The following is a 22,779-nucleotide window of genomic DNA, read 5'->3' on the forward strand; positions in this document are numbered from 1 at the left end:
CTCAGACTGACAAGCGTAAAAAACTGATCGCTAATCTCCAACCTCTAATCACTAATTACTATCTTAGCAGCCTTATAACATTTCACGCACATGAACAAATTTCACGGGACAGGAGTTGCAATGGTCACTCCTTTTCAGGCAGATGGACAGGTAGACTATGATGCTTTACAAAAGCTGATAGATCACCTGATTGATGGCGGGGTAGAATACCTGGTATCACTTGGTACAACCGGCGAAAGCGCCACATTAAGTAAGGAAGAAAAGAAGCAGATTTTCGCCTTTACTGCCAAAACCGTGAATAAACGTGTGTTGTTAGTTGCAGGTATTGCAGGTAACAACACCCTTGAAACTGCTGCCGAAATGCAGGCTTTTGATAAAACCGGTTACGATGCCATACTATCGGCAAGCCCGCATTATAATAAACCAACACAGGAAGGTATTTACCAGCATTACAAGGCATTGGCCGCAGCCGCGCCGCTACCCATTATATTATACAATGTACCTAGTCGCACCGGCAGCAGCATTAATGCCGAAACTACAGTAAGGCTCGCTAACGATTTTAACAACATTATCGGCATTAAGGAAGCATCGGGTAACTTTGAGCTGCTTAACCAACTGATGCGCGATAAACCGAAGAATTTCCTGGTGATATCAGGCGATGACCCGATAAGTTTGCCAATGATCGCCATGGGCGCTGTTGGGGTAATATCTGTTGTGGGTAATGCTTTACCAAAGCAGTTTAGCGACATGATACGTAAGTGCCTTAAAGGCGATTTTAAAGGCGCACAGGCCGCGCATTACAGCGTGATAGAGTTTACCCGGCTAATGTTTGCCGAAGGCAGTCCGGCGGGTGTAAAATTGGCCCTGAAGCATTTGGGTGTATGCGGTGATACACTGCGTTTGCCGTTGGTACCTGTTAGCATTGATGCTGTTGAGCGGATAAAGAACCAAATAGGGTTGATTGGGTAATATAATTAGCCTCACGCGTTATTGCGAGGAGCGTAGCGACGTGGCAATATCTTTACCTCCACCTGTCATTTCGAACGAACAAGGGTGGGATTGTGAAAGAGTGTGAGGAGAAATCTTATACGCCTTGCATCACAATATGCATAGTTAATTACTTATTGCTCGTATAAGATTTCTCCTCGCTACGCTCGTTCGAAATGACATCGTGGATTTCAAACATAAAAAAATCCGGATAGCCTTGGCTACCCGGATTTTTTATTAAAGTAAAATAACCTTTCCGACTATTTTATTACGCTTTGTTTTTCGCTTCCTGAACTTCAAGACGGATTGACTGCGCTAAGTTTTTCAGGTCTTGCATACCTTTACGAACGCGGGTACCAGCAGCGCTGTTACCTTTGTTATAAAATTTGTCGGCATCAGCTTCCAGTGATGCAACCAGTTCTTTTACTTCAGTAAATTTTTTCATTGTGAATGCTCCTTTAATTTTTGAGGTTTAATGTTTTAACTAAAGCTAATCTAAAGTTTTTTTTTTAAATAAAAACTTTTAATACATAAAAATAGTGCCTTTAAAGGGGTTTTTTTCCACATTTTGTGGTTTTTAGCGTTTAAAACTGTGCTGGTTTTAACACCTTCAAAATTTTCTAAAAACAATGCACCGCCACATTTTTTGCCGATTTGTTGCCTAACAGGCAGCAATTTTGTTTAACACTTAAATATTTGCCGTTTTCTTTATTAAAAGCGTATAAATCAGCACTTTCGTTGATCATAAAAAAAGCCGGGCAGGTAAAACCTGTTTTTTATAACGTTATAACATTTATATTATGATGCAATTGCCATTTTATAATGCCCCTCCTGCAATTTGGCCGAAACCGCGCTAAAGGCATTCAATGTGTGCTGTACATCCTGCAGGGTGTGCATAGCGGTTGGTATCAGCCTTAGCATTATCAAACCTTTAGGTATCACCGGGTAAACTACAATAGAGCAAAATACGCCGTACTTCTCGCGCAGTTCTGTGGTTAGGCTGGTGGCCTCGGTAAGCTCGCCTTTCAAAAATACCGGGGTAACCATGGTGTTGGTAACACCAATATCAAACCCCCGTGCAACCAATCCCTTTTGCAGCGTTTTGGCAATTATCCAAAGGTTTTCGCGCAGCTGAGGGTTTGATTTTAACAGTTCGAAACGTTTTTTTAATCCCATAACCATTGGCATTGGCAAGGCTTTGGCAAACGTTTGCGACCTCATATTGTAACGCAGGTAATTGATGATCTCGTTACCAGAGGCTATAAAGGCCCCTATACCCGCCATTGATTTTGCAAAAGTGCCAAAGTACAGATCCACCCCTTCAATGCAATCCTGCGCCTCGTGTGTGCCCGAACCCGTTTTGCCCATGGTGCCAAAGCCATGCGCATCATCAACCAGCAGGCGAAATTTATACTTATCCTTAAATGATATGATCTCTTTTAATTTACCCTGCGCGCCCGACATCCCAAACACACCTTCGGTTATTACCAGTATGCCGCCACCGCTTGCCGCAGTTATACGTTGCGCGTGTTCCATCTGCTTTTGAAAACTTTCGATATCGTTATGCTTATAAACAAAGCGCTTACCCATGTGCAGGCGCACGCCATCAACTATACAGGCATGCGATTCGGCATCGTAAACGATCACGTCGTTACGGTCAACCATGGCATCAATAATAGATACCATGCCCTGGTAGCCATAATTTAACAGGAAGGCTGCATCTTTGCCTACAAACTTAGCCAGGCTATCTTCCAGCTCTTCGTGCTGGCGGGTATTGCCCGACATCATACGGGCGCCCATTGGGTAGGCCATGCCATAGTCGGCCGCGGCCTGCGCGTCGGCCTCGCGTACCTGGGGATGATTGGCCAGGCCCAGGTAATTATTAAGGCTCCAAACCAGTTGCTTTTTGCCGTTAAATATCATGTGGGGGGCTATTTCGCCTTCCAGGTTGGGGAACGAAAAATATCCGTGCGACCACTTTTGGTGCTGCCCTATCGGGCCACCCATGCTTTTGTTTATCTTATCAAACAGATCCAAAGTGAGTATTTTATATATAAATGTTTGTAAAATTCAGCCTAAAAAAAGCCGTTAATACCGTGTTAAGATGTTATAACAAAAAAGCCCCTGCATTGTTGCGAGGGGCTTTCATATAATGGGTTTAGATCAATTAGTCAACATTATCGTGCAGAAAAGAATTGTTGTTCCTGATCTCTGTTTTGCCGTCGCTATCAGGCAGTAACGAGAACCTCGACACCTGGCTTTCATCAGATGCGGGAGTTTGCTGAAGGGCGATTTCTTTACGTTTATAAGCAGGGATATTCTCCAGTTCCTGGATGTTGCCGTTACGTAATTTCATGCTCAGGTCCTTCAAGCGCATGATACGCTCGCGCGATTTGCGCAATTGCTCTTCTATCGATTCGTCTGTTTTGTTCTCGTCGGCATTAACAATTTCCGGTTCTGGTTCTGGCTCGGCCTGTACCTGGGCGGTAACGGGTTCAAAGTTCATCACCGTTTCGGTAACCTTAAAGGTAAACTCAGCCGGTTCCTGTTCTTCGGCAGCAGGTGTTTCATCATTAAGGTCGTATTTAACTACGTTATCCTCGGCGTCCTGCTCTTCGGCACGTGCAAACAGATCAAATAAGCCGGTTTGTTTTGGCTCATCCTTTAGTTTCATATATGGCTGCGCATCCATTTCAGCATCAGCTTTAACCGGGGTAATAAATTCGTTAACCGGTTTTACCAATGGCTCGCTCTCGGGCACCAGCATCGATACTATCTTTTTGTTGCTGTTCTCTTTCTCGCGCTCGTCTTTAGTTTGGAAACCGGTAGCTATAATGGTAACCGATAGCTTATCCCCCAAATTTTCGTCGCGGCAGTTACCCCATATCAGGTCGGCAGCCAAACCGGCTTCTTCCTGTATGTAATCGGTAATAATGCTCACCTCGTCCATGGTAACTTCTTTGTCGCCCGAACTGATATTTAATAAGATGTAACGTGCACCTTCAATTTCGTTATCTTTTAACAGCGGAGATGATAATGCACCTTCTACTGCCTTTAAAGCGCGGTTTTCGCCTTCGGCCGATGAACTGCCCATGATAGATACGCCGCTGTCTTTCATCACCGTGCGCACATCCTTAAAGTCGACGTTTATATAGCCCGGCAATGTTATGATCTCGGCGATGCCTTTTGCAGCCGTAGTTAAAATATCATCGGCCTGTGCAAATGCCGAACCCAGGGTTAAGTTGCCAAAGATCTGGCGCAGCCTGTCGTTAGAGATCACCAGGAAAGAATCTACATATTTCTTCAGCTCTTCCATACCTGCGTCGGCCTGCATTTTACGGCGTTTGCCTTCGAAAGAGAATGGCGTTGTGATGATGCCCACGGTAAGGATATCCAGCTCGCGGGCAGCCTTTGCAATGATAGGGCTTGCGCCTGTACCGGTACCGCCACCCATACCAGCTGTAATAAACAGCATTTTGGTGTTAGAGCCCAGCATCTGTTTGATATCGTCGATGTTTTCGATGGCCGAGTTTTTACCTACTTCGGGTATCGAACCGGCACCCATACCTTCGGTAAGGCTTGCGCCCAACTGAACTTTGTTTGGGATAGGGCTTAGCTCAAGCGCCTGGGCATCGGTATTACAAATTATAAAGTCGACACCGGTAATTCCCTGCCTGTACATATGGTTTACCGCGTTTCCGCCACCGCCGCCAACACCAATTACTTTGATGATAGACGATTTTTCCTTTAACATCTCAAACTGCATAATCCTTATTTTCAGCTATATGTATTCTGGTGAATAGATAGATTTTCTTATTGTAATATTATGACTTTTTCCACAAGGTTTTTCCACAAATGTGCACAATGTGGAAAAGTTTATGGATGTGAATAAATCCAGCCCCACCCAGCCCTCCCCTTCGGGGAGGGCTTTAAAGTCTCCCCTATCGGGGGAGATTTAGAGGGGGCCTCACTTCCCCTTACTTCAAAAAGTCCTCGTCCTTTATATCGTCCTTAATAAATTTTTTGCCCGATTCCAGGATCTTGCCCAGCAAACCAAACTTACGGTCGTCGGTGTACTTGGCTTTTTCGGCTTTAACAGCCGCTGCTGCCGGTGCCTGCGCCATGCCCATATACTCCATTTTTTGGATGCCTTTAATCAACAGGCCTATACCGGTTGCAAAGGTTGGGCTTTGTAATTCTTCGTAGGTGTTTTTTGGCAATACTTCATTTTTAGCCAGATGCTCATTGGGGTATCCCACGCGGCAATCCAATCCGGTTACATACTCAATTAATTGGGTCAGGTGCTTTAACTGCGCGCCACCGCCGGTTACCACTATGCCTGCTATCAGTTTCTTTTCGTAGCCGGATGATTTGATCTCGTAGTACACATGCTCTACAATTTCTTCCATACGGGCCTGGATAACAAAGGCCAGGTTCTTAACCGAGATCTCTTTCGGCTCGCGGCCGCGCAGACCCGGTACGCAAACTATCTCGTTCTCTTTGTTCTCTTCTGCCAGGGCAGATCCAAACCTTACCTTAAGTTGTTCTGCAATGTTGCGCATTACCGAGCAGCCCTCGCGGATATCCTCGGTTACGCTGTTACCGCCAAAGGGGATAACCGCGGTGTGGCGGATAATACCCTCGTGGAAGATGGCTACATCTGTTGTGCCGCCACCTATATCAACCAACACCACACCGGCTTCTTTTTCTTCGTCGCTCAACACAGATTCCGACGAGGCTAAAGGTTCCAGTATCAGCTCCTGGCTTTCCAGGTTGGCTTTATTAACGCATTTTACAATGTTTTTTATAGCGGTTACCTGGCCCGATATGATGTGGAAGTTTGCTTCCAAACGCACCCCTGCCATGCCTATAGGGTCTTTTACGCCCGGCTCGTTATCTACCGTAAACTCCTGCGGTAAAACATGGATGATCTCCTCGCCCGGGGGCATTACCAGGTTGTACATGTCTTCAACCAGCTTATCAATATCCTTACGGCTTATTTCGGAGCTCAAATCCTTACGGGTAATTAAACCCCTGTGCTGTAAGCTTTTTATATGCTGGCCGGCAATACCCACGTTCACTATCCTGATCTCGACGTTTGACTGCGTACCCGCGATGTCAACCGCAGCAGAGATGCCCTGTACCGTTTTGTCAATATTTGATACCATGCCACGCGTTACACCGGCCGATTCGGCCTTCCCTATCCCCAGCACCTCTATCTTGCCGTTTTTGCTCCTGCGGCCAACTATCGCGCAAATTTTAGTGGTTCCTATATCCAGGCCTACTACAATTGGCGAACTTTTTTCCTGTGTTGAACTTTTGTCCATATAATTAGTTTTTAATAGATGTCTTTTTACCTGTAGTATCTGTTAAAACAGGCGCGTAGTTTATGTTTGCTGTATCGGGTTTAACCTGGGCCTTTTTTAACGAGTCGGCCATAAACTCGCGGCGGCGCTTAAGCGAATCCAGCAAGGTTTCGTTTTTTACCCCTATCACCTGGTTTATGTATTTGATATTGATCAGCTTATAAGCATCCCACCCAACCAAAGGCAAAGCCTGCTTATAAAATACTTTAAGGTTATTGAATTTGGTGCTCAGCGAGTCGGCGTTTCCCAGCAAAATGCGCTGGTTGCCAACCCTGGGTATCAGTTCAATTTCATGGTCCTGGTTTACATACAGCTGCGCTATCTGCGCATCCCAAAGCGAATCTTTCCTGATAAAATCGGCTGTTTTAAAAACCTCTTTTGCCAGCGCGGTGTGCAGCGAATCTACCTTATTGGCAAACAGCTCGTCGATGTAACCATTAACCGCCAATACCCTTGCGGTAAAGTTTGGCGACAGCGGAATTTTTAACCCGTGCTGGTCTACGTAAAAATCCTGGTCAAAGCGGTTCATTACGCGCAGTATGGGCTGGCGCTGGCTCACTTCAACCTGCAGGGTGCCGTCCATCTCTATATATACCTTTGCAAACTCAACAAAGGGATTAACCTTTAATTTGTTTTCGAGCCCGTGGATATCAATATTCTCTAACCGCCGCCCTATCAGGTTATGGCTGGTGGTTTGCAGTATGTTGTCAATTTCTTGCCTGTCAATAAAATATTGGTTGCCGGGGATGTAAACATTCACTTTTTTGCAGGTAAGCTCGGCCTTTTTAACCTCGATAAAACTCATAAGCACCACCAGGCCGGCCAGGCTGATAAGCCAGCCAAAGCCAATTAAAAGCGGTTTCCATATACGTTTTTTAAACATTTTGCAACGCGTGTTTTAAAGGTTGAACCAACTGGTCTATATCGCCGGCGCCTACTGTTAAAAGTAGCTCAGGTTTTTCGAACTGCACAATTTCAATGCTTTCTTGTTTTCCACATTTGCGCTTATTCAACATTTTCATCCTGTTGAGTATCATATCACTATCCACTCCGTCTATCGGCAGTTCGCGCGCCGGGTAAATATCCAGCATCAGCAGTTCATCGGCCATATCCAGCACTTCGGCAAAGCCATCGGCAAAGTCGCGGGTGCGGGTAAATAGGTGCGGTTGAAAAATAACCGTCAGTTTTTTATCGGGATACAAACGTTTTACCGATGTTATGGCCGCCCTTAATTCTTCGGGGTGGTGGGCATAGTCGTCAATGTATATATGTCCTTCATTTTTTACAATGTATTCAAAGCGGCGTTTAACGCCTTTGAACGAGCCTAATGCCTCGTGTATGGCTTCAGCAGACACCTCTACATGCAGGGCAGCTTCAATTGCCGCAACCGCGTTCTCGATATTATGCAAGCCCGCTATACCCATTTTTATATTGGGGATACTGGTGCTGCCATCGTTAAAATCAAAGTAGAAGTTACCTTCTTCGATACGTACATTGGTGGCCATGGCTTGCGCCTCATCATTCATGGCGTAGGTAAGACCGCTGCCCAATGGCAACCCTTTATGGTATATAAGGGTGCCGCCCTGTTTAAGCTGCGAAGCAAACAGCTTAAAGGATTCTTCGAGATGAGCATGGTCGCCGTAAATATCCAGGTGGTCAGCATCCATCGATGTGATGATGGCGATATCGGGATGCAGCGTCAGGAACGAGCGGTCGTACTCATCGGCTTCAACCACAACAATATTGTTGTCGCCATAAAGCACATTGGTTTGGTAGTTTGACGATATGCCACCCAAAAACGCCGAACAATCCTTGCCCGAATCCTTAAGGATATGCGCTATCATGCAGGATGTGGTGGTTTTACCATGTGTGCCTGCAACCGCAATGGTGTACATACTTTTGCTGATGATACCCAGCACCTGCGAGCGTTTGTATAACTGGAAGCCCCTGCGGCGGAAGAAATTGAGGATCCCGGAATCTTTTGGAATGGCCGGAGTGTAAATGATAAGCGTATCCCCATCCAACTCCTGGAAACTCATGGGGATCCAATCGGCCCTGTCTTCAAACACCACGCAAATACCTTCGTTGTGCAGGTCGTCGGTTAGGGGGGTGTGGGTTTTATCGTACCCGCAAACAACACAGCCTAAATGGTGGAAATAGCGCGCCAGGCCGCTCATGCCTATGCCGCCAATCCCTATTAGGTAAACTCTTTTTATGTTGTTTAATTCCATTTGTCTTTTTCAAAAAAGGCTATCCTCCCAGTATCCGGGAGGGTTAGCCATCTAATTGTTGTTTGTTATTTGGATAACTTCTTTTGCAATTACCTCATCGGCATCGGGCATGGCCAGTTTACCAATGTTATTGCTTAATTTTTTTTGCCTGTCCTTATCGCATAACAATGCTATTACTTTGTCAACCAGTTTTGTTTCGGCGTCCCTATCGGCCACAAAAACGGCGGCATTCTCTTCAACCAGCGCCAGGGCGTTCTTGGTCTGGTGGTCTTCGGCCACGTTTGGCGATGGTACCAGTATCACCGGTTTTTTGATCACACAAAGTTCGGCTATGGTGCCTGCACCTGCCCTTGATATAATTACATCGGCGGCGGCGTAAGCCAAGTCCATACGGTTTAAAAACTCTACCACGTAAATACTCTCGTGATGATTTGGCCCTAATTGTTCTGAAATGGTTTTATGGTAAAACTTACCTGTTTGCCATATTACCTGTACATCTGCAGCTATAAGTTTATCAATGCCTGCCAGTATACTGTTGTTTAAAGTGCGCGCGCCAAGGCTGCCGCCGGTTATCAGTATTGTTTTTTTAAACGACGACAGTTTAAACAGTTCAAGCGCCTGCATATGCTTACCGGCAATATTTACCGATTCCTTGCGGATAGGGTTCCCGGTTTTAATAATTTTATCAAAGGGGAAAAATTTCTCCATCCCGTCAAACGCTACGCAGATCTTTTTGGCCTTTGCGCCCAACCATTTATTGGTGATACCCGCGTAGGAGTTTTGTTCCTGTATCAATGTTGGGATCCCTCTTAACGATGCGGCATATAACAGTGGCCCCGAGGCATATCCGCCCACACCTACCGCGGCATCGGGCTTAAAATCTTTTATGATCCGGATCGCTTTACGCACACTTCTCATCAGCTTTATAGGGAACATCACGTTCTTCCAAAGCGATTTACGCTGGATGCCCTGTATATCCAACCCAATAATTTTATAGCCTGCCGCCGGCACTTTCTCCATCTCCATACGGCCGCTGGCGCCAACAAATAATATCTCGGTAGCCGGATCGAGCTTTTTTAAAGCATTGGCAATAGCAATAGCCGGGAAGATATGCCCCCCGGTACCGCCGCCGCTAATGATGATCCTTTTTGACATTTTATTAAAATTCTAAATTCTAAAAAGCTTCATTTAAACCCGAAATCGAAAATTCGAAATCCGAAATATTATCTACGCTACGCTTATCTCCCCTACTACAACTTTCTTTGGTTCATCAATATCCCTGCTTACCGATAGTATGATACCAAACGCCACGCTGGTGAACAATATGGATGTACCGCCCATACTTACCAGCGGTAATGGCACCCCTGTTACCGGCCCCAGGCCTACTGCTACCGCCATGTTGGCAAATGCCTGTATGGTTAAGCTAAAACTTAGCCCCGCGGCTAACAGCGCACCGAACGCTTTGGGGGCTTTGGTTACAATTTTGATACACCTGTACAATAAAAACAGGTAAATAGCTACCAGGGCTATACCGCCTATTAAACCATATTCTTCCACAATGGTTGCATAAATAAAATCCGAATATGGGTGCGGCAGGTAGTTACGCTCGGTACTGTTACCCGGCCCCTTGCCCAAAACCCCACCTGTTGCTATGGCAATTTTAGAGTGGTCGGACTGGAACGATTTATCGGCTGTAGCCAGTTCCGGGTGCATAAAGGCGTGGATCCGCGAAATATAAGTCTGGCGGCGAGGCCCTAACATGATAACCCCTGTGAGTAATATAGCCCCTGCCAGGCAAACCACTGCTATTTGCTTAATACTGATCCGGCCTATGATTAACAATAATATGCTTACTCCAAAAAGCATCAAAGCCGTTGAAAGGTTAGCCAGGGCTATCAGTATAAATACCAAACAAACCGAGCCCATAATGGGGATAAATGAGTTTTTTACATCTTTTATATTTTCCTGCTTGCGCGATAGCGTGCGTGCCAGATAAGTGATGAGCGCAAGCTTGGCCAAATCGGAAGTCTGGAAGGTTAAGCCCGTACCGGGTATCGAGATCCACCGGCTGGCATCGTTAACGTGGTTACCAAATACAAGTGTATATAACAGTAAAGGGATGGTGATCACCATCAGTATTTTGGAGATACCGGCGTAATAACGGTAGTCTATCCGGTGCGAGATATACATCAAAGCTATACCGCCAAAAAGCATGGCCATATGCTTAACCAGGTATGTTTCGTTGGCCTTTCCTTTTATGTATGCCAGGGTACCTGTTGAGCTGTACACAGCCAGCAGTGATAAAATAGAAAGCAGGATGACGATAAGCCATATCCACCGGTCCCCTTTTACGTTACTGAGTATTTGATTCATATGTTTTTTGGATTACACCGATTATGTGATTCCACCGATTTTTCTTCTTGATTCCTGACTCTAATTTCTTGTATCTAAACTTACAACTCCTTCACCGCATCTTTAAACTGCCTGCCCCTGTCCTCATAGTTCTTGAACAGATCGAAGCTGGCGCAGGCGGGCGATAGCAATACTGTATCGCCTTTGGTTGCCAGGTGGTAAGCCACCTGTGCCGCCTCGGCTGCCGATGATGTATTCACTATCACTTCCACATCGTCTTCAAATGCATCGTGGATGCGCTTATTATCTTTACCTAAACATACTATGGCCTTTACTTTTTGCTTAACCAGTTGCTTAAGCATACTGTAATCGTTGCCTTTATCAACACCGCCCAATATCAAAACCACATCGCTGGTCATGCTCTCCAGCGCGTACCAGGTAGAGTTTACATTGGTAGCTTTTGAATCGTTGATAAAGCTGATGCCCGAGATCTTCCCAACAGATTCCAGCCTGTGCTCAATGTTCCTGAAGTTACCCATGCTCTCGCGCATCGCTTCGTTGCGCAGCTCAAGCACTTTGGCAACAATACCAGATGCCATTGAGTTATAGATGTTGTGCTTACCCTGCAGGGCCAGTTCGTTTATTGACATTTGAAAATGTTGTTGGTGTACGTTTATAATTAGGTTATCGCTATCGAGATATGCTCCCGTTTCAATCTTTTTTTCTATCGAGAAAGGCAGTTGTTTTGCCGATATCAATTTGCCTTCCATTACCTTTTTTGTTTCCGCATCGTCGGCGCAGTAAATAAAATGGTCTTGGCCGGTTTGGTTCTGCGTTATCCTGAATTTGGATGCCGCGTAGTTCTCCAGCTTGTATTCGTAACGGTCCAGATGATCGGGTGTAATGTTCAGCAACACCGCTATATCCGCCTTAAACCTGTACATGCTATCCAGCATAAAGCTGCTTATCTCCAGTACGTAGTATTCAAACTTTTCGGTAGCCACCTGGTAGGCAAAGCTTTTACCAATATTACCGGCAAGGCCTACGTTTAAGCCCCCGTTCTTCAGGATATGGTAGGTAAGGCTGGCGGTTGTGGTTTTACCGTTAGAGCCCGTTATACATATCATTTTGGCATTGGTATAGCGGCCTGCAAACTCTATCTCGGATATCACCGGGATGTTGTTCTCTACCAGCTTTTTCACTATTGGTGCCTTATCAGGTATGCCGGGGCTTTTTACCACTTCGGCGGCCTTCAGGATCTCGGCTTCGGTATGGCCATTTTCCTCAAACTTCACGTTCCAGTCCTGCAGCTGCTGTTTGTAATGGTCGGCAACCGGCCCAAAATCTGATACAAAAACATCATACCCCTGCTGCAAGGCCAGGTATGCCGCCCCAACACCGCTTTCGCCGGCGCCAAGGATGGCTAATTTGATGTTTGTTCCTGTTTTGTTGTCCATAGTCGATGGTCGATAGACCATAGTTAATCTTACATTTTTTTTTTGCCATGGGCCATTAGCTATGGACCATGGACTTTTTTATCTCAGCTTCAACGTTATCACCGTTATTATCGCCAGGAAGATGCAAATGATCCAGAAACGGGTTACAATTTTGGATTCATGGAAGCCCTTCTTTTGGTAATGGTGATGCAGCGGCGCCATCAGGAAGATCCTGCGGCCTTCGCCAAATCTTTTGCGGGTATATTTAAACCAGCTTACCTGCATAATTACCGACAGATTCTCTACCAAAAACACACCGCATAATACCGGCACCAATAACTCCTTACGGATGATGATGGCAAATACCGCTATGATACCACCTATGGCCAAACTGCCCGTATCACCCATAAAAACCTGGGCCGGGTACGAATTATACCAAAGGAAACCTACACATGCCCCCACAAAAGCGCCGGCAAAAATTACCAGCTCGGCCGAGTTGGGGATGTACATGATATTCAGGTAATCGGCAAAAAATATATTACTGGATACGTAAGCCAAAATAGCCAGCGTAAGCCCTATAATGGCCGATGTGCCGGTTGCCAGGCCATCAATACCATCGGTGATATTTGCACCGTTTGATACTGCTGTTATAATGATGATCACAAACAGCATAAATACCATCAGGGCATAATGCTCGTAACCGGGGCCTATAAACTTAAGTACCTTGGCGTAATCAAACTCGTTGTTCTTGTAAAATGGCATGGTGGTTTTGGTAGATTTCACATCCTGGGTGTAAATCGCCTTATCGCCACGCATATGAAAATCGACCGGTACATCGTGCTGAACCGGCAGCTTAACTTCTTCCCTTATGGTGATATTGGTATGGAAGTACATCGTCCACCCTATAATCAGCGCTAAACCTACCTGGCCTGTAATTTTAAATTTGCCGGCAAGTCCTTCTTTGTTCTTTTTAAATACTTTGATATAATCGTCCAGGAAACCTATTAAGCCTAACCAAATGGTAGTAACCAGCATCATAATGATGTAGATGTTATCCAGTTTGGCAAACAACAGCGTAGGGATCAGGATACCCAAAATAATGATGATACCACCCATTGTAGGTGTACCCGATTTTTGCATTTGGCCCTCTAAACCAAGGTTACGTACGGTTTCGCCTACCTGTTTAAAACGCAAATAATCAATCAGCCTGCGGCCATAAACCGTGGTTACCAATAACGATACAATTACCGCCATAGCCATCCGGAAGGTGATGTATTGCATAACACCTATCCCGGGGATACTGTAATTTTTGCTCAGATAGGTAAACAGGTAATATAGCATTGGCTTTTGTTATGATTTCACAGATTAACTTATCATTTTCAAATTCTCAAATTACTTCATCTCATTAAACTGACCGGACAACTCTTCCATATCGTCAAAATGGTTTTTTACGCCATTTATTTCCTGGTACTTTTCGTGGCCTTTCCCGGCAAGCAGGATAATATCTCCCGGCTGCGCAAACATGCAGGCGGTTTTTATCGCTTCGCGCCTGTCGGCAATGCTTACGGTGTGGCGTTTAAAGGCCGGGTCGATACCTGCTTCCATATCTTTTATGATCTGGGCAGGGTCTTCCGTGCGGGGGTTATCCGATGTAAGGATCACCTTGTCGCTCCATTCGCTGGCAACTTTTGCCATTACCGGGCGCTTGGTTTTATCCCTGTCGCCGCCGCAGCCTATAACGGTAATTACTTTTTCGCTCCCCTTGCGGATATCGTGGATGGTGCTTAATACGTTCTGCACAGCATCCGGTGTGTGGGCGTAATCAACAATACCTATAACCTTGTTAGGGCCAACTATATATTCAAACCTGCCTTCAGCGCCGGTTAATTTGCTCAGGCTTACCAATACCTTCGACCTGTCCTGCTCCAGCAATAAAGCCGCGGCGTAAACCGCCAAAAGGTTATAAGCGTTGAATGTACCCACCAGCTTAAACCAAACTTCCTCGTTATCTATATTCAAGAGCAGGCCACCAAACTGGTTTTCTATAATGCGGGCCTTATAATCGGCCATGCTTTTTAAACCATAGGTTTTTTTATGTGCCGATGTATTTTGCAGCATCACATTACCATTTTTATCATCCCCATTAGTTAACGCAAAGGCGCTTTTTGGCAGGTTATCAAAAAATGTTTTTTTAGCCTTCAGGTAGCTGTCGAATGTTTTATGATAATCTAAATGGTCGTGGGTAAGGTTAGAGAAGATGCCGCCCGAAAAGCTTAAACCATCGATACGGTGCTGCGCTATGGCGTGCGAGCTTACTTCCATAAAGCAATAATCGCAGCCTTCGTCTACCATATCGCTCAGCAGTTTATTCAAGGCAACCGGGTCGGGCGTGGTATGGGTTGACGGGATGATACGGCCGTTCACCTGGTTCTCTACTGTAGAAAGCAGGCCGCATTTATAGCCCATATCAATAAACAGCTTGTATAATAAAGTAGCAATGGTAGTTTTACCGTTTGTACCGGTAACGCCAACCAATTTAAGGTTTGATGATGGGTTTTCGTAAAAATTTGCTGCAAGCGTTGCCAGGGCTTTGGCAGAATCGGCCACCATTAAAAAGTCTACCTCGCCGGCTGTGTGGGCCGGGAGTTCTTCGCAAATAATGGCGATGGCGCCATCCTTAATAGCTTGTTCAATATAATCGTGCCCATCTACCGAGGTGCCTTTAACAGCTACAAACATGCAGCCCGGCACCACCTGGCGCGAATCGAACACAACGGCGGAGATTTCCACATCGGCACTTCCCTGTAATTCGGTAAATGCTACACCCTCTAATATATCGCTCAAATATCTCATTGCAGTTCTATGGTTATTTTTGACCCTTTTGGAATTACACTCCCGCCTGTTACAGATTGTGTGCTAACCGAGCCGCTGCCCCTAACCGCAACCTTATAGCCCGCGTTACCTAAGGCGTACAGTGCATCGCTTAGGCCCATGCCCGTAACATTTGGCACGGTGCCGGTTTTATATTTATTATCCTCAAAAGCAATACCACTGCTGGTATCAACACCGTTTAGCGTAGCCGATGCGTATAATGGTTTTATACCCAGTTTATTGTACACCTTTTTAAGCGCTTTTATGTTGCCCTGTTTAAACTTAGGCAGTGTGGTATTGCCAATTAAATGCGCGGGTGTTTGGTTCACTTCCATATCGCCGGCATAAATGCGATCGGCGATCTCCCTGAAAACAGGGCCCGAAACCAAAGCGCCATAGTAAGCCCCTTTAGGATCATTGATAACTACGATCATCGAGTACTTAGGCTTATCGGCAGGGAAATAACCTACAAACGATGCCTGGTACTGGCTTTTTACTTTATAACCCCTGTTACCATCGGCAACCTGGGCGGTACCAGTTTTACCTGCTATTTTGTATTGCGGGTTATATACTATTTGTTTACCGCTGCCTTCTGTTACCACGCCTTCCAGCATGCTTTTAATTTTGCTCAGCGTCTCGTCCGAACAGATCTTATCGTTTATTACACGGGCCCTAAACTGCTCGATAGGGTTGCCCAACCTGCGTATCTCCCTTACAAAAATCGGGGCTATATATTTACCATTGTTTGCTACAGCGTTATAAAACGAAAGCATTTTTAAAGGCGTTAGCTGCATTTCGTAACCATAAGCCATTTGCGGCAGGGTCATGTTCTTGTTCCAGCTTCGGTTTTTAGGGTTCTTAACCACGGGCTGCGCTTCGCCGGGGATCTGTAACCGCATTTTTTCGTTTAAATGCCAGGCGTAAAGGTGATCTGTAAACTTCGACTGATCGTTACCATAATGCGTATTAATAAGTTTGGCAATAGCCGCGTTAGACGATTCTTCGAAAGCCTTTTTTACTGTTACAACTTCAATTTTGGGGTGCGAGTCTGTTATCAGCTTCCCGGGGATCTGGTAATAGCCTGTACCTATCATGGTATTGGTATCAACCAGTTTATCTTCCAGCAGGGCCATGTACGATGCCAGCTTAAATGTAGAGCCGGGGTCCTGGTTACCTGCAATGGCGTAATTAAACTGCTCTTTGTATTCCCCTTCGGCAACTTTAGAAAAATTTGCAACAGCCCTTATTTCGCCGGTGGCAACTTCCATCACTATCACCGCGCCGTGGTCGGCCTTGCTTTTTATCAATTGCTTTTCCAATGCGCTTTGCGCAAGGTCCTGCATGTTTACATCAATGGTTGATATGATATCGGCGCCATCTTTTGGCGCTATCTCGTTCTCGTCATTAACCGGCATCCATACACCGCCTGCCATACGGCGCTCTAAACGTTTACCGCTTTCGCCGTTTATATAATTGGCGTACGCGCCTTCAAGGCCAACGCCATTTTTCACATTCTCGTTTTTATAACCAATTGTGCGCGCCGCTAAAAAACGAAAAGGCCTTATGCGCTTGTTTTGCTGCACTATTATTAACCCGCCTTTGTATTTGCCCAGGTTAAAAATCGGAAACTTGCGGATCTCTTTCAACTCGCGGTAGGTAACCTTGCGCCTTACCAACTGGTAACGCGAGCTATCCTTACGCGCGTCGCGCAGGATCCTGGAATACTCGCGGGCCGATTTATCACCAAAAAAGCCCGACAATTTCATCGCCAGCGAATCTATCTTCAGGTTAAAAACCTTATCGCTCTCGATACCCGGCGAAAGCATATCCATACGCAGCTCGTACTCGGGCACAGATGTAGCCAGCAGGCTGCCATCAACCGAAAATATATTACCCCTGGCCGCTTCAATGTTTTTGTAACGGGTAGATTTTACATTTGACATGGCCTGCCACTTTTTACCCTGCACAAACTGCACACGGCAAAGCTGAAACACCACTGCCGCGGCAAAAAGCAATATCAACCCAAAGGCAAGGTATACCCTTAACAGTATATTAGTTCTGATACTCATTCCTGTACGTCCTCCTTTACCGTTATTTTTTGTGGCGGTGCCGCCGGCTCCCTTATGCCCAGGGTATCGGCGCGTTTGGCAACCTCTGTAAGTGTGCTTTTAAAGGCCAGGTCGGCTTTGGTGCTTTTGTATTCCCAGCTTAGCTCTTTAACCTCTTTGGTTATTTTATCAATATCGCGTATGTTGTTTTCAGACAGGTGCCTGTTACCTATATATAACATGCCCAAAAACGCCACATATAATATAAATGGCAAAGCGCGGGTAGCATCATCAGTTGTGATGACCCCGTTTTTTAAGAATTGGGTTAAAAAGTTATCCGGAAGTTCCTTCACAGGCTTTTCTTCCACAATAAGCTTTTGCTCTTCTAATTCTTCTTCCTGAATTTCTGTACGTAAACGATTGGTCATTTTTTTACAGCTATCCTTAATTTGGCGCTACGCGCCCTGTTATTATTTAATATCTCTTCGTCGCTGGCTATTATAGCGCCCCGGCTAACCGCGTCAAACGGGCGGTTGTTGTTTCCATACAGGTCTTTTTCAACCTCGCCGCTAAATTTGCCTTTGGCGATGAAGTTTTTTACCAGCCTGTCCTCAAGCGAGTGGTACGACATAACCACCAGCCTGCCGCCGGTAGCCAGCACCTCGGCCGATTGGATCAAAAAATCTTTTAAAGCTTCCAGTTCCTGGTTAACCTCTATCCGCAGCGCCTGGAAAACCTGCGCCAGGTATTTATTTTCTTTACCCCGCGGTGTGATGTTGCTTATGGCGTTCTTCAGATCGGCGACGGTAACTATAGGGCCGTTAAGCCTGGCAGTTACAATGGTTTTGGCCAGCGATTTTGCGTTTTGCACCTCGCCGTACATGCCAAAAATGCGGTGCAGGTCGGCCTCGCTGTAAGTATTTACCACCTCTTTAGCGCTAAGGTCTGATGCCTGGTTCATGCGCATATCCAGTTCGGCATCAAAGCGGATAGAGAAACCACGCTCGGCCTGGTCAAACTGGTATGATGATACGCCCAGGTCGGCCAGGATGCCATCAACCGGGATGGCATCGTGCAGGCGGGTGAAATTTTTAAGGTACCTGAAATTTTGATCGATGAAGATAAAGCGCTCGTCATCTATGGCGTTTTGCTGCGCATCGGCATCCTGGTCAAAAGCAAGCAGCTGACCATCCACGCCCAGGTGTTTGATTATCTCGCGCGAGTGGCCGCCGCCACCAAAGGTTACATCTACGTAAGTGCCGTTGGGTTTAATATTTAAAGCCTCAATGCACTCGGCAAGCATAACGGGGGTATGGTAATTACTCATCGCGCCCCCTCCCTTTATTGCCCATAACTTCTTCTGCCAGTTCGGCAAAATTTTCGGGCTCGTTGCTTATCATTTCAAGGTGGGCTTTTTTGTCCCAAACCTCAATTTTATTTAGCAAGCAGGTAAGCACAACCTCGCCGGTAATTCCCGCGTAATCCAGTAAATGCTTTGGCAGGTTTACCCTTCCGGCGGTATCGGGCTTCAAATCCGATGCACCGCCCATAAAATATCTTACAAACCTGATGCTTTTTCTGTCGTATTCGTTAAGTTTGTTCAGTTCACCAAGCTTTATGTCCCATTCGCGTTTAGTGTAAATAACAAGATAGTTCTCAAGGCCACGATTGATCACAAGACCTTCAGTGTCAGCTTCAGGAAGCTGTTTCTTAAGGTCCGCAGGGATCATCATCCGCCCTTTGGCATCCAGTTTACAGTTAAATTCTCCGGTTAAATAGGACATTCTAATAGGTCAACAACATTTGTAACGTAAAAGTATATTACTTTTACCACTTTTTACCACTTTTTACCACCAAAAAGTTTTCAACATTTTTGGTGCCTTTGCGGCTATGTTATGTTCCGAATAATTATAGCTTTGAAACTGTATTTACACAGCTAAAAACATGATAATTGTTATACAATGCACCGACCGCGTGGGCCTGGTTGCAGCTATATCCGGCCTGCTGGCGCAGCAGCAATTTAATATTACCAGCATGCACGAGCATGTAGATAATACCGCCAACCTGTTTTTTATGCGCCTTGAAGTGAATAAAACCGGTGATGTTGAGGGACTTGAAGAAAACCTGCGCGAAATTTTACCAGCCGGCGCCATCATTAAAATAAACCCCCTGCCCGAAAAAAAAATAATTGTACTGGTAACTAAAGAGTACCATTGCCTGGCAGATATTTTGGTGCGTAACTATTTTAAAACACTGGGTGCCAGTGTACAATGTGTTATTGGAAACCACCAAACGCTACAGGATATTTGCCTGCGTTTTGATGTCCCCTTTTACCTTGTGGAGGCAACGGGTGATAAAGCGGCATTTGAACAAAACATTGTTAATATAACCGAAAAATACGAGTTTGATCACCTGGTTTTAGCCAAGTTTATGCGCATCCTCTCGCACGATTTTGTGAGCCGTTTCCCTATGCAGATCATCAACATCCACCACTCGTTTTTACCGGCGTTCGCAGGCGCCAGCCCCTACCGCCAGGCTTACGAACGCGGGGTGAAACTGATTGGCGCTACCGCCCATTATGTAACCGACGAACTGGACGAAGGCCCTATCATCGCGCAGCAAATTATCCCTGCCGACCACTCGCTTACGGTACCCGATATGGTGAAGGCCGGTAAGGAAATAGAGACCGCTGTTTTAGCCAGGGCCCTTAAGCTGGTTTTTGACGACCGGGTGTTTGTTTATAAAAATAAAACGGTGGTGCTGGAATAGCTGCATGTAACAATATCCAAACAGATGGTTTTAATCAATTAAAATTTGTAATTTACCTGTACCAAACCATCACAATGAGATCATCGCTAATTTCCTTTTTCACAGCCTTTTGCTGTTACATCGCATCCGCACAGGAAGTACCTGTTCAAAGAAACATCCGTTTGGAATTTATTAAAGGCGATAGTACGCGCCTTAGTTTTAACGAAGAATTTTATATAATTGAAGACAGCTGCGCCCAAATTTACCGGTATGCACATATTGATGTACAGAATAAAGTTTACACCGGGCAATTTAAAGATGTAAGCCGGGCCAACGCCAATCAAATAATTACACAGGGCGCTTACACAGCAGATGGGCTTAAGAATGGGCCGTTTATTATTAATTATTTAAATGGGGTACTACAAGCAAAGGGAAACTTTAAAGATGGCGCTTTTGATGGTAGATGGGATGTTTATTATGATACCGGGAAACCTAAAATAACCTTTGAGGCCAATGGTAATGATATTAAAATAATTAATGAATGGGATGCAAAGGGAACACAAACCGTAATTAACGGAACGGGAAATTACCGGGCAGATATGGGGTTTATGTACTGGAAAGGAAAATTGCTTAACGGCAAGCCCGAGGGTAAATGGAAATCAAAAAAAGCATCAGATGACAGCGACTTTACTTCGGAGGTTTACAAAAATGGTGATTTCCAGAAAGGCAATACTTCTTATGATGAATACAGGGATGCGCCCAGGTTAGTGTTGATCTCGCCTTCGATCTTTCCATTTACCATAGCCGAAAAATTTCAGATATCGGCTGTAGCTTGTAATGGGCCAAAACAAAAGGCATTTGTTAATGCGCACTATACTGCCGGTGCGGAATCTTTTAGCCAGCATATTGCCGATCTGTCCAGCGATTACCTGAAGAATATCGACATCAATACATTTGATAGCCAGCTTACTTTAGAGGGTGAGATAAGCGAAATAGGCGTTATTGGTAAACTGCAAAACCGCAACCCGTTTAATGCAAATGTGGCACGCGGGTTAATAACCAGTTTACGCGGGCTACCCAATTTACAACCCGCAACCGTAGATGGCAAACCTGTGAAACAGGGCTTTAAAATTACCTACACATTTCACAACGGGATATACAGCTTTAGGTACGGATTTGCACCTATTCAACAATAGAAGCACCTACCAAATAGACTTTAACGGCTGGATCTGCAGCTTCTCTATCTCCATACCGTTGTTTACAATACTTAAGCGTGTGTATGGTTTTTTTGGAAAGTATACCCCTGTCATGCTGCTTAATCCGCCATCGGCAAATAGTTCTACGGATGAGGCATCTACCAACAACTCAAAATTTGAGGTGGGCGATAACGATAGCCTGGGTGCATAGCTTTTACCGGCAAACTGCTTGCTAAACGTGCTTAGCCCCGCTTTTGTACGATCGATATAATACCGGCTGTTTTTGGCATCAAACCCAACAATCAGCCTTTCGCCTGCGGTGTTAGATAAAATAACCGCGTAATCTTTTATAGCCAGGGTATTAAACTTTAGTAAGTATTGAGCCGGCGTTTGCTTAATTACCGAAAAGACATTATTGTCTTTAGCTAAAAGCCCGGCATCTACCTTTATAGTTTTAGCCACAATTTTCTCCAGCTCTTCAACCGGGTAAGAAGTTAGCCAAATATCGCCGGCGGTTAGCTTTAAGGAGAGCTCGCGCGGTATGGTCATCGCATTGCGCCATTTTAGGGTTGGCACCTGGTTGGCGTACAGCCAGTTACTCATCCAGCCCATAAACACCTTTCGGTTGCCGGTGTTGCCAAATGTCACCCCGGCATAATTGTCGGGCCCAAAATCTATCCACTTGGTTTGGCTGCCTATAGGTGTAAATTTGCCGCCATCAAAATGGCCCACAAAGTATTGCGTGGCCGAGCCTTTATTTGGCCCGCCGGGGTTTATGCTTACCAGCAACACCCAGTATTCTTTACCGTTAATTTTCAGCGGGAAAAGGTCGGGGCATTCCCAAACACCGCCATGCGCGCCAAGTACCTGGCCAAACTCACTTTCTTTTTTCCAGGTTTTTAAATCGGGCGAAGAATAAAAGGTTATCCTGTCTTTTGTGGCCAGGCTCATTATCCATTTACTGCCGGGGCTATACCAAAACACTTTAGGGTCGCGAAAATCCTTGATACCGGGGTTTTTTAGTACGGGGTTGCCTTTATATTTTGTCCAGGTAAGGCCTTCATCCAGGCTGTAAGCAATACTTTGATTTTGAAATTTAGCAGAACCGGCTTTTTCGCCTTTAGGGTCGTGATGTGTAAATATGGCTATCATCGCCGGCTTATCTTTTGTACCAAACCCCGAGGTGTTACGTTCATCAACAACTACACTGCCGCTAAAGATATAGCCAAGCTTATCGGGATATAAAGCAATGGGCAGTTGCTTCCAGTGCACCAGGTCTTTACTTACAGCATGCCCCCAGTGCATTGGCCCCCAAACTGTTGCAGCCGGGTAATGCTGAAAAAACAGGTGGTAGGTGCCTTTATAGTACACCATCCCGTTAGGGTCGTTCATCCATTTTTCTTTAGGCGAAAAGTGCGCCTGCGGGCGGTATGGTTCGTTGTATGGTATAGTTGCGGTGCGCTGCGCTGATAACGACACGGCCGCTAAAATAAAGCAACCTAAGAGTAACCCTTTTTTTACCATGTGGAATTTGATTTGATGTA

At 45.5% G+C, this 22,779-nt stretch carries 19 protein-coding genes; 3 read left to right on the forward strand and 16 right to left on the reverse strand.

Features of this window, described 5'->3' with window-relative positions; genetic code table 11:
- The first annotated feature begins 90 nt into the window (after positions 1 to 90).
- A complete protein-coding gene (gene dapA / locus EWM62_RS11360; protein ID WP_129876788.1) occupies positions 91 to 969 on the forward strand; it encodes a 4-hydroxy-tetrahydrodipicolinate synthase in 879 nt (292 codons plus the stop codon).
- A 286-nt stretch (positions 970 to 1,255) separates the two neighbouring features.
- Here dapA and EWM62_RS11365 read toward each other — a convergent pair whose 3' ends face one another.
- The 15 genes from EWM62_RS11365 to mraZ all read right to left on the reverse strand — a co-directional run bounded on the left by EWM62_RS11365 (position 1,256) and on the right by mraZ (position 19,075).
- On the reverse strand, positions 1,256 to 1,432 hold the full coding sequence (locus EWM62_RS11365) for a histone H1 (protein WP_129876789.1): 177 nt from the start codon (positions 1,430 to 1,432) through the stop codon (positions 1,256 to 1,258).
- Between the two features lie 353 nt (positions 1,433 to 1,785).
- Positions 1,786 to 3,024, reverse strand: coding sequence for an aminotransferase class I/II-fold pyridoxal phosphate-dependent enzyme (locus tag EWM62_RS11370; protein ID WP_129876790.1), 1,239 nt, complete (start codon positions 3,022 to 3,024; stop codon positions 1,786 to 1,788).
- Between the two features lie 130 nt (positions 3,025 to 3,154).
- Positions 3,155 to 4,753 (reverse strand): cell division protein FtsZ, encoded by a 1,599-nt coding sequence (ftsZ, locus tag EWM62_RS11375; RefSeq protein ID WP_129876791.1) that lies wholly within the window; start codon positions 4,751 to 4,753, stop codon positions 3,155 to 3,157.
- A 211-nt stretch (positions 4,754 to 4,964) separates the two neighbouring features.
- Positions 4,965 to 6,314, reverse strand: coding sequence for a cell division protein FtsA (gene ftsA, locus EWM62_RS11380; RefSeq protein WP_129876792.1), 1,350 nt, complete (start codon positions 6,312 to 6,314; stop codon positions 4,965 to 4,967).
- A 4-nt stretch (positions 6,315 to 6,318) separates the two neighbouring features.
- Positions 6,319 to 7,236: a cell division protein FtsQ/DivIB gene (locus EWM62_RS11385; protein ID WP_203235031.1), complete on the reverse strand. Its 918-nt coding sequence runs from the start codon at positions 7,234 to 7,236 to the stop codon at positions 6,319 to 6,321.
- Positions 7,229 to 8,584 (reverse strand): UDP-N-acetylmuramate--L-alanine ligase, encoded by a 1,356-nt coding sequence (gene murC / locus EWM62_RS11390; protein WP_129876793.1) that lies wholly within the window; start codon positions 8,582 to 8,584, stop codon positions 7,229 to 7,231. Before murC ends, EWM62_RS11385 begins: the two co-directional genes overlap by 8 nt.
- 51 nt (positions 8,585 to 8,635) lie before the next feature.
- A complete protein-coding gene (gene murG / locus EWM62_RS11395; RefSeq protein WP_129876794.1) occupies positions 8,636 to 9,739 on the reverse strand; it encodes an undecaprenyldiphospho-muramoylpentapeptide beta-N-acetylglucosaminyltransferase in 1,104 nt (367 codons plus the stop codon).
- Positions 9,740 to 9,811: 72 nt separating this feature from the next.
- The gene (locus EWM62_RS11400; RefSeq protein ID WP_129876795.1) at positions 9,812 to 10,957 is read right to left on the reverse strand and encodes an FtsW/RodA/SpoVE family cell cycle protein; all 1,146 of its coding nucleotides are present in this window, start codon (positions 10,955 to 10,957) and stop codon (positions 9,812 to 9,814) included.
- 80 nt (positions 10,958 to 11,037) lie between these two features.
- Positions 11,038 to 12,393: a UDP-N-acetylmuramoyl-L-alanine--D-glutamate ligase gene (gene murD / locus EWM62_RS11405; protein ID WP_129876796.1), complete on the reverse strand. Its 1,356-nt coding sequence runs from the start codon at positions 12,391 to 12,393 to the stop codon at positions 11,038 to 11,040.
- Between the two features lie 78 nt (positions 12,394 to 12,471).
- A complete protein-coding gene (mraY, locus tag EWM62_RS11410; RefSeq protein ID WP_129876797.1) occupies positions 12,472 to 13,713 on the reverse strand; it encodes a phospho-N-acetylmuramoyl-pentapeptide-transferase in 1,242 nt (413 codons plus the stop codon).
- Positions 13,714 to 13,764: 51 nt separating this feature from the next.
- Positions 13,765 to 15,225 carry a UDP-N-acetylmuramoyl-L-alanyl-D-glutamate--2,6-diaminopimelate ligase gene (locus EWM62_RS11415; protein WP_129876798.1) on the reverse strand — a complete coding sequence of 487 codons (1,461 nt, stop codon included), beginning with the start codon at positions 15,223 to 15,225 and terminating at the stop codon, positions 13,765 to 13,767.
- Entirely contained in the window at positions 15,222 to 17,312 is a 2,091-nt protein-coding gene (locus EWM62_RS11420; RefSeq protein WP_129876799.1) for a penicillin-binding protein, read from the reverse strand. Before EWM62_RS11420 ends, EWM62_RS11415 begins: the two co-directional genes overlap by 4 nt.
- The gene (locus EWM62_RS11425) at positions 17,309 to 17,719 is read right to left on the reverse strand and encodes an FtsL-like putative cell division protein (protein ID WP_129876800.1); all 411 of its coding nucleotides are present in this window, start codon (positions 17,717 to 17,719) and stop codon (positions 17,309 to 17,311) included. The genes EWM62_RS11420 and EWM62_RS11425 overlap by 4 nt, the downstream gene beginning before the upstream one ends.
- Positions 17,716 to 18,618: a 16S rRNA (cytosine(1402)-N(4))-methyltransferase RsmH gene (gene rsmH / locus EWM62_RS11430; RefSeq protein WP_129876801.1), complete on the reverse strand. Its 903-nt coding sequence runs from the start codon at positions 18,616 to 18,618 to the stop codon at positions 17,716 to 17,718. The genes EWM62_RS11425 and rsmH overlap by 4 nt, the downstream gene beginning before the upstream one ends.
- Complete coding sequence (mraZ, locus tag EWM62_RS11435) at positions 18,611 to 19,075, reverse strand: division/cell wall cluster transcriptional repressor MraZ (RefSeq protein WP_129876802.1); 465 nt, start codon at positions 19,073 to 19,075, stop codon at positions 18,611 to 18,613. Before mraZ ends, rsmH begins: the two co-directional genes overlap by 8 nt.
- Before the next feature lie 160 nt (positions 19,076 to 19,235).
- Here mraZ and purU point away from each other — a divergent pair, with 160 nt between their 5' ends.
- Positions 19,236 to 20,060 (forward strand): formyltetrahydrofolate deformylase, encoded by an 825-nt coding sequence (gene purU, locus EWM62_RS11440; protein ID WP_129876803.1) that lies wholly within the window; start codon positions 19,236 to 19,238, stop codon positions 20,058 to 20,060.
- A 74-nt stretch (positions 20,061 to 20,134) separates the two neighbouring features.
- The gene (locus EWM62_RS11445; RefSeq protein WP_129876804.1) at positions 20,135 to 21,235 is read left to right on the forward strand and encodes a toxin-antitoxin system YwqK family antitoxin; all 1,101 of its coding nucleotides are present in this window, start codon (positions 20,135 to 20,137) and stop codon (positions 21,233 to 21,235) included.
- A gap of 6 nt (positions 21,236 to 21,241) precedes the next feature.
- On the opposite strand, the gene EWM62_RS11450 is transcribed toward EWM62_RS11445, so the two are convergent.
- Positions 21,242 to 22,759: a glycoside hydrolase family 32 protein gene (locus EWM62_RS11450; protein ID WP_129876805.1), complete on the reverse strand. Its 1,518-nt coding sequence runs from the start codon at positions 22,757 to 22,759 to the stop codon at positions 21,242 to 21,244.
- Between the last annotated feature and the right edge of the window lie 20 nt (positions 22,760 to 22,779).

The organism is Mucilaginibacter terrigena, assembly GCF_004168255.1.
Lineage (GTDB): Bacteria > Bacteroidota > Bacteroidia > Sphingobacteriales > Sphingobacteriaceae > Mucilaginibacter > Mucilaginibacter terrigena.

Bases quoted from the DNA above. Each gene is read 5' to 3' on its own strand.
- dapA (WP_129876788.1), top strand. From the start codon at position 91: ATGAACAAATTTCACGGGACAGGAGTTGCAATGGTCACTCCTTTTCAG.
- EWM62_RS11365 (WP_129876789.1), bottom strand. From the start codon at position 1,432: ATGAAAAAATTTACTGAAGTAAAAGAACTGGTTGCATCACTGGAAGCT.
- ftsZ (WP_129876791.1), bottom strand. From the start codon at position 4,753: ATGCAGTTTGAGATGTTAAAGGAAAAATCGTCTATCATCAAAGTAATT.
- ftsA (WP_129876792.1), bottom strand. From the start codon at position 6,314: ATGGACAAAAGTTCAACACAGGAAAAAAGTTCGCCAATTGTAGTAGGC.
- EWM62_RS11385 (WP_203235031.1), bottom strand. From the start codon at position 7,236: ATGTTTAAAAAACGTATATGGAAACCGCTTTTAATTGGCTTTGGCTGG.
- murC (WP_129876793.1), bottom strand. From the start codon at position 8,584: ATGGAATTAAACAACATAAAAAGAGTTTACCTAATAGGGATTGGCGGC.
- murG (WP_129876794.1), bottom strand. From the start codon at position 9,739: ATGTCAAAAAGGATCATCATTAGCGGCGGCGGTACCGGGGGGCATATC.
- EWM62_RS11400 (WP_129876795.1), bottom strand. From the start codon at position 10,957: ATGAATCAAATACTCAGTAACGTAAAAGGGGACCGGTGGATATGGCTT.
- murD (WP_129876796.1), bottom strand. From the start codon at position 12,393: ATGGACAACAAAACAGGAACAAACATCAAATTAGCCATCCTTGGCGCC.
- mraY (WP_129876797.1), bottom strand. From the start codon at position 13,713: ATGCTATATTACCTGTTTACCTATCTGAGCAAAAATTACAGTATCCCC.
- EWM62_RS11415 (WP_129876798.1), bottom strand. From the start codon at position 15,225: ATGAGATATTTGAGCGATATATTAGAGGGTGTAGCATTTACCGAATTA.
- EWM62_RS11420 (WP_129876799.1), bottom strand. From the start codon at position 17,312: ATGAGTATCAGAACTAATATACTGTTAAGGGTATACCTTGCCTTTGGG.
- EWM62_RS11425 (WP_129876800.1), bottom strand. From the start codon at position 17,719: ATGACCAATCGTTTACGTACAGAAATTCAGGAAGAAGAATTAGAAGAG.
- rsmH (WP_129876801.1), bottom strand. From the start codon at position 18,618: ATGAGTAATTACCATACCCCCGTTATGCTTGCCGAGTGCATTGAGGCT.
- mraZ (WP_129876802.1), bottom strand. From the start codon at position 19,075: ATGTCCTATTTAACCGGAGAATTTAACTGTAAACTGGATGCCAAAGGG.
- purU (WP_129876803.1), top strand. From the start codon at position 19,236: ATGATAATTGTTATACAATGCACCGACCGCGTGGGCCTGGTTGCAGCT.
- EWM62_RS11445 (WP_129876804.1), top strand. From the start codon at position 20,135: ATGAGATCATCGCTAATTTCCTTTTTCACAGCCTTTTGCTGTTACATC.
- EWM62_RS11450 (WP_129876805.1), bottom strand. From the start codon at position 22,759: ATGGTAAAAAAAGGGTTACTCTTAGGTTGCTTTATTTTAGCGGCCGTG.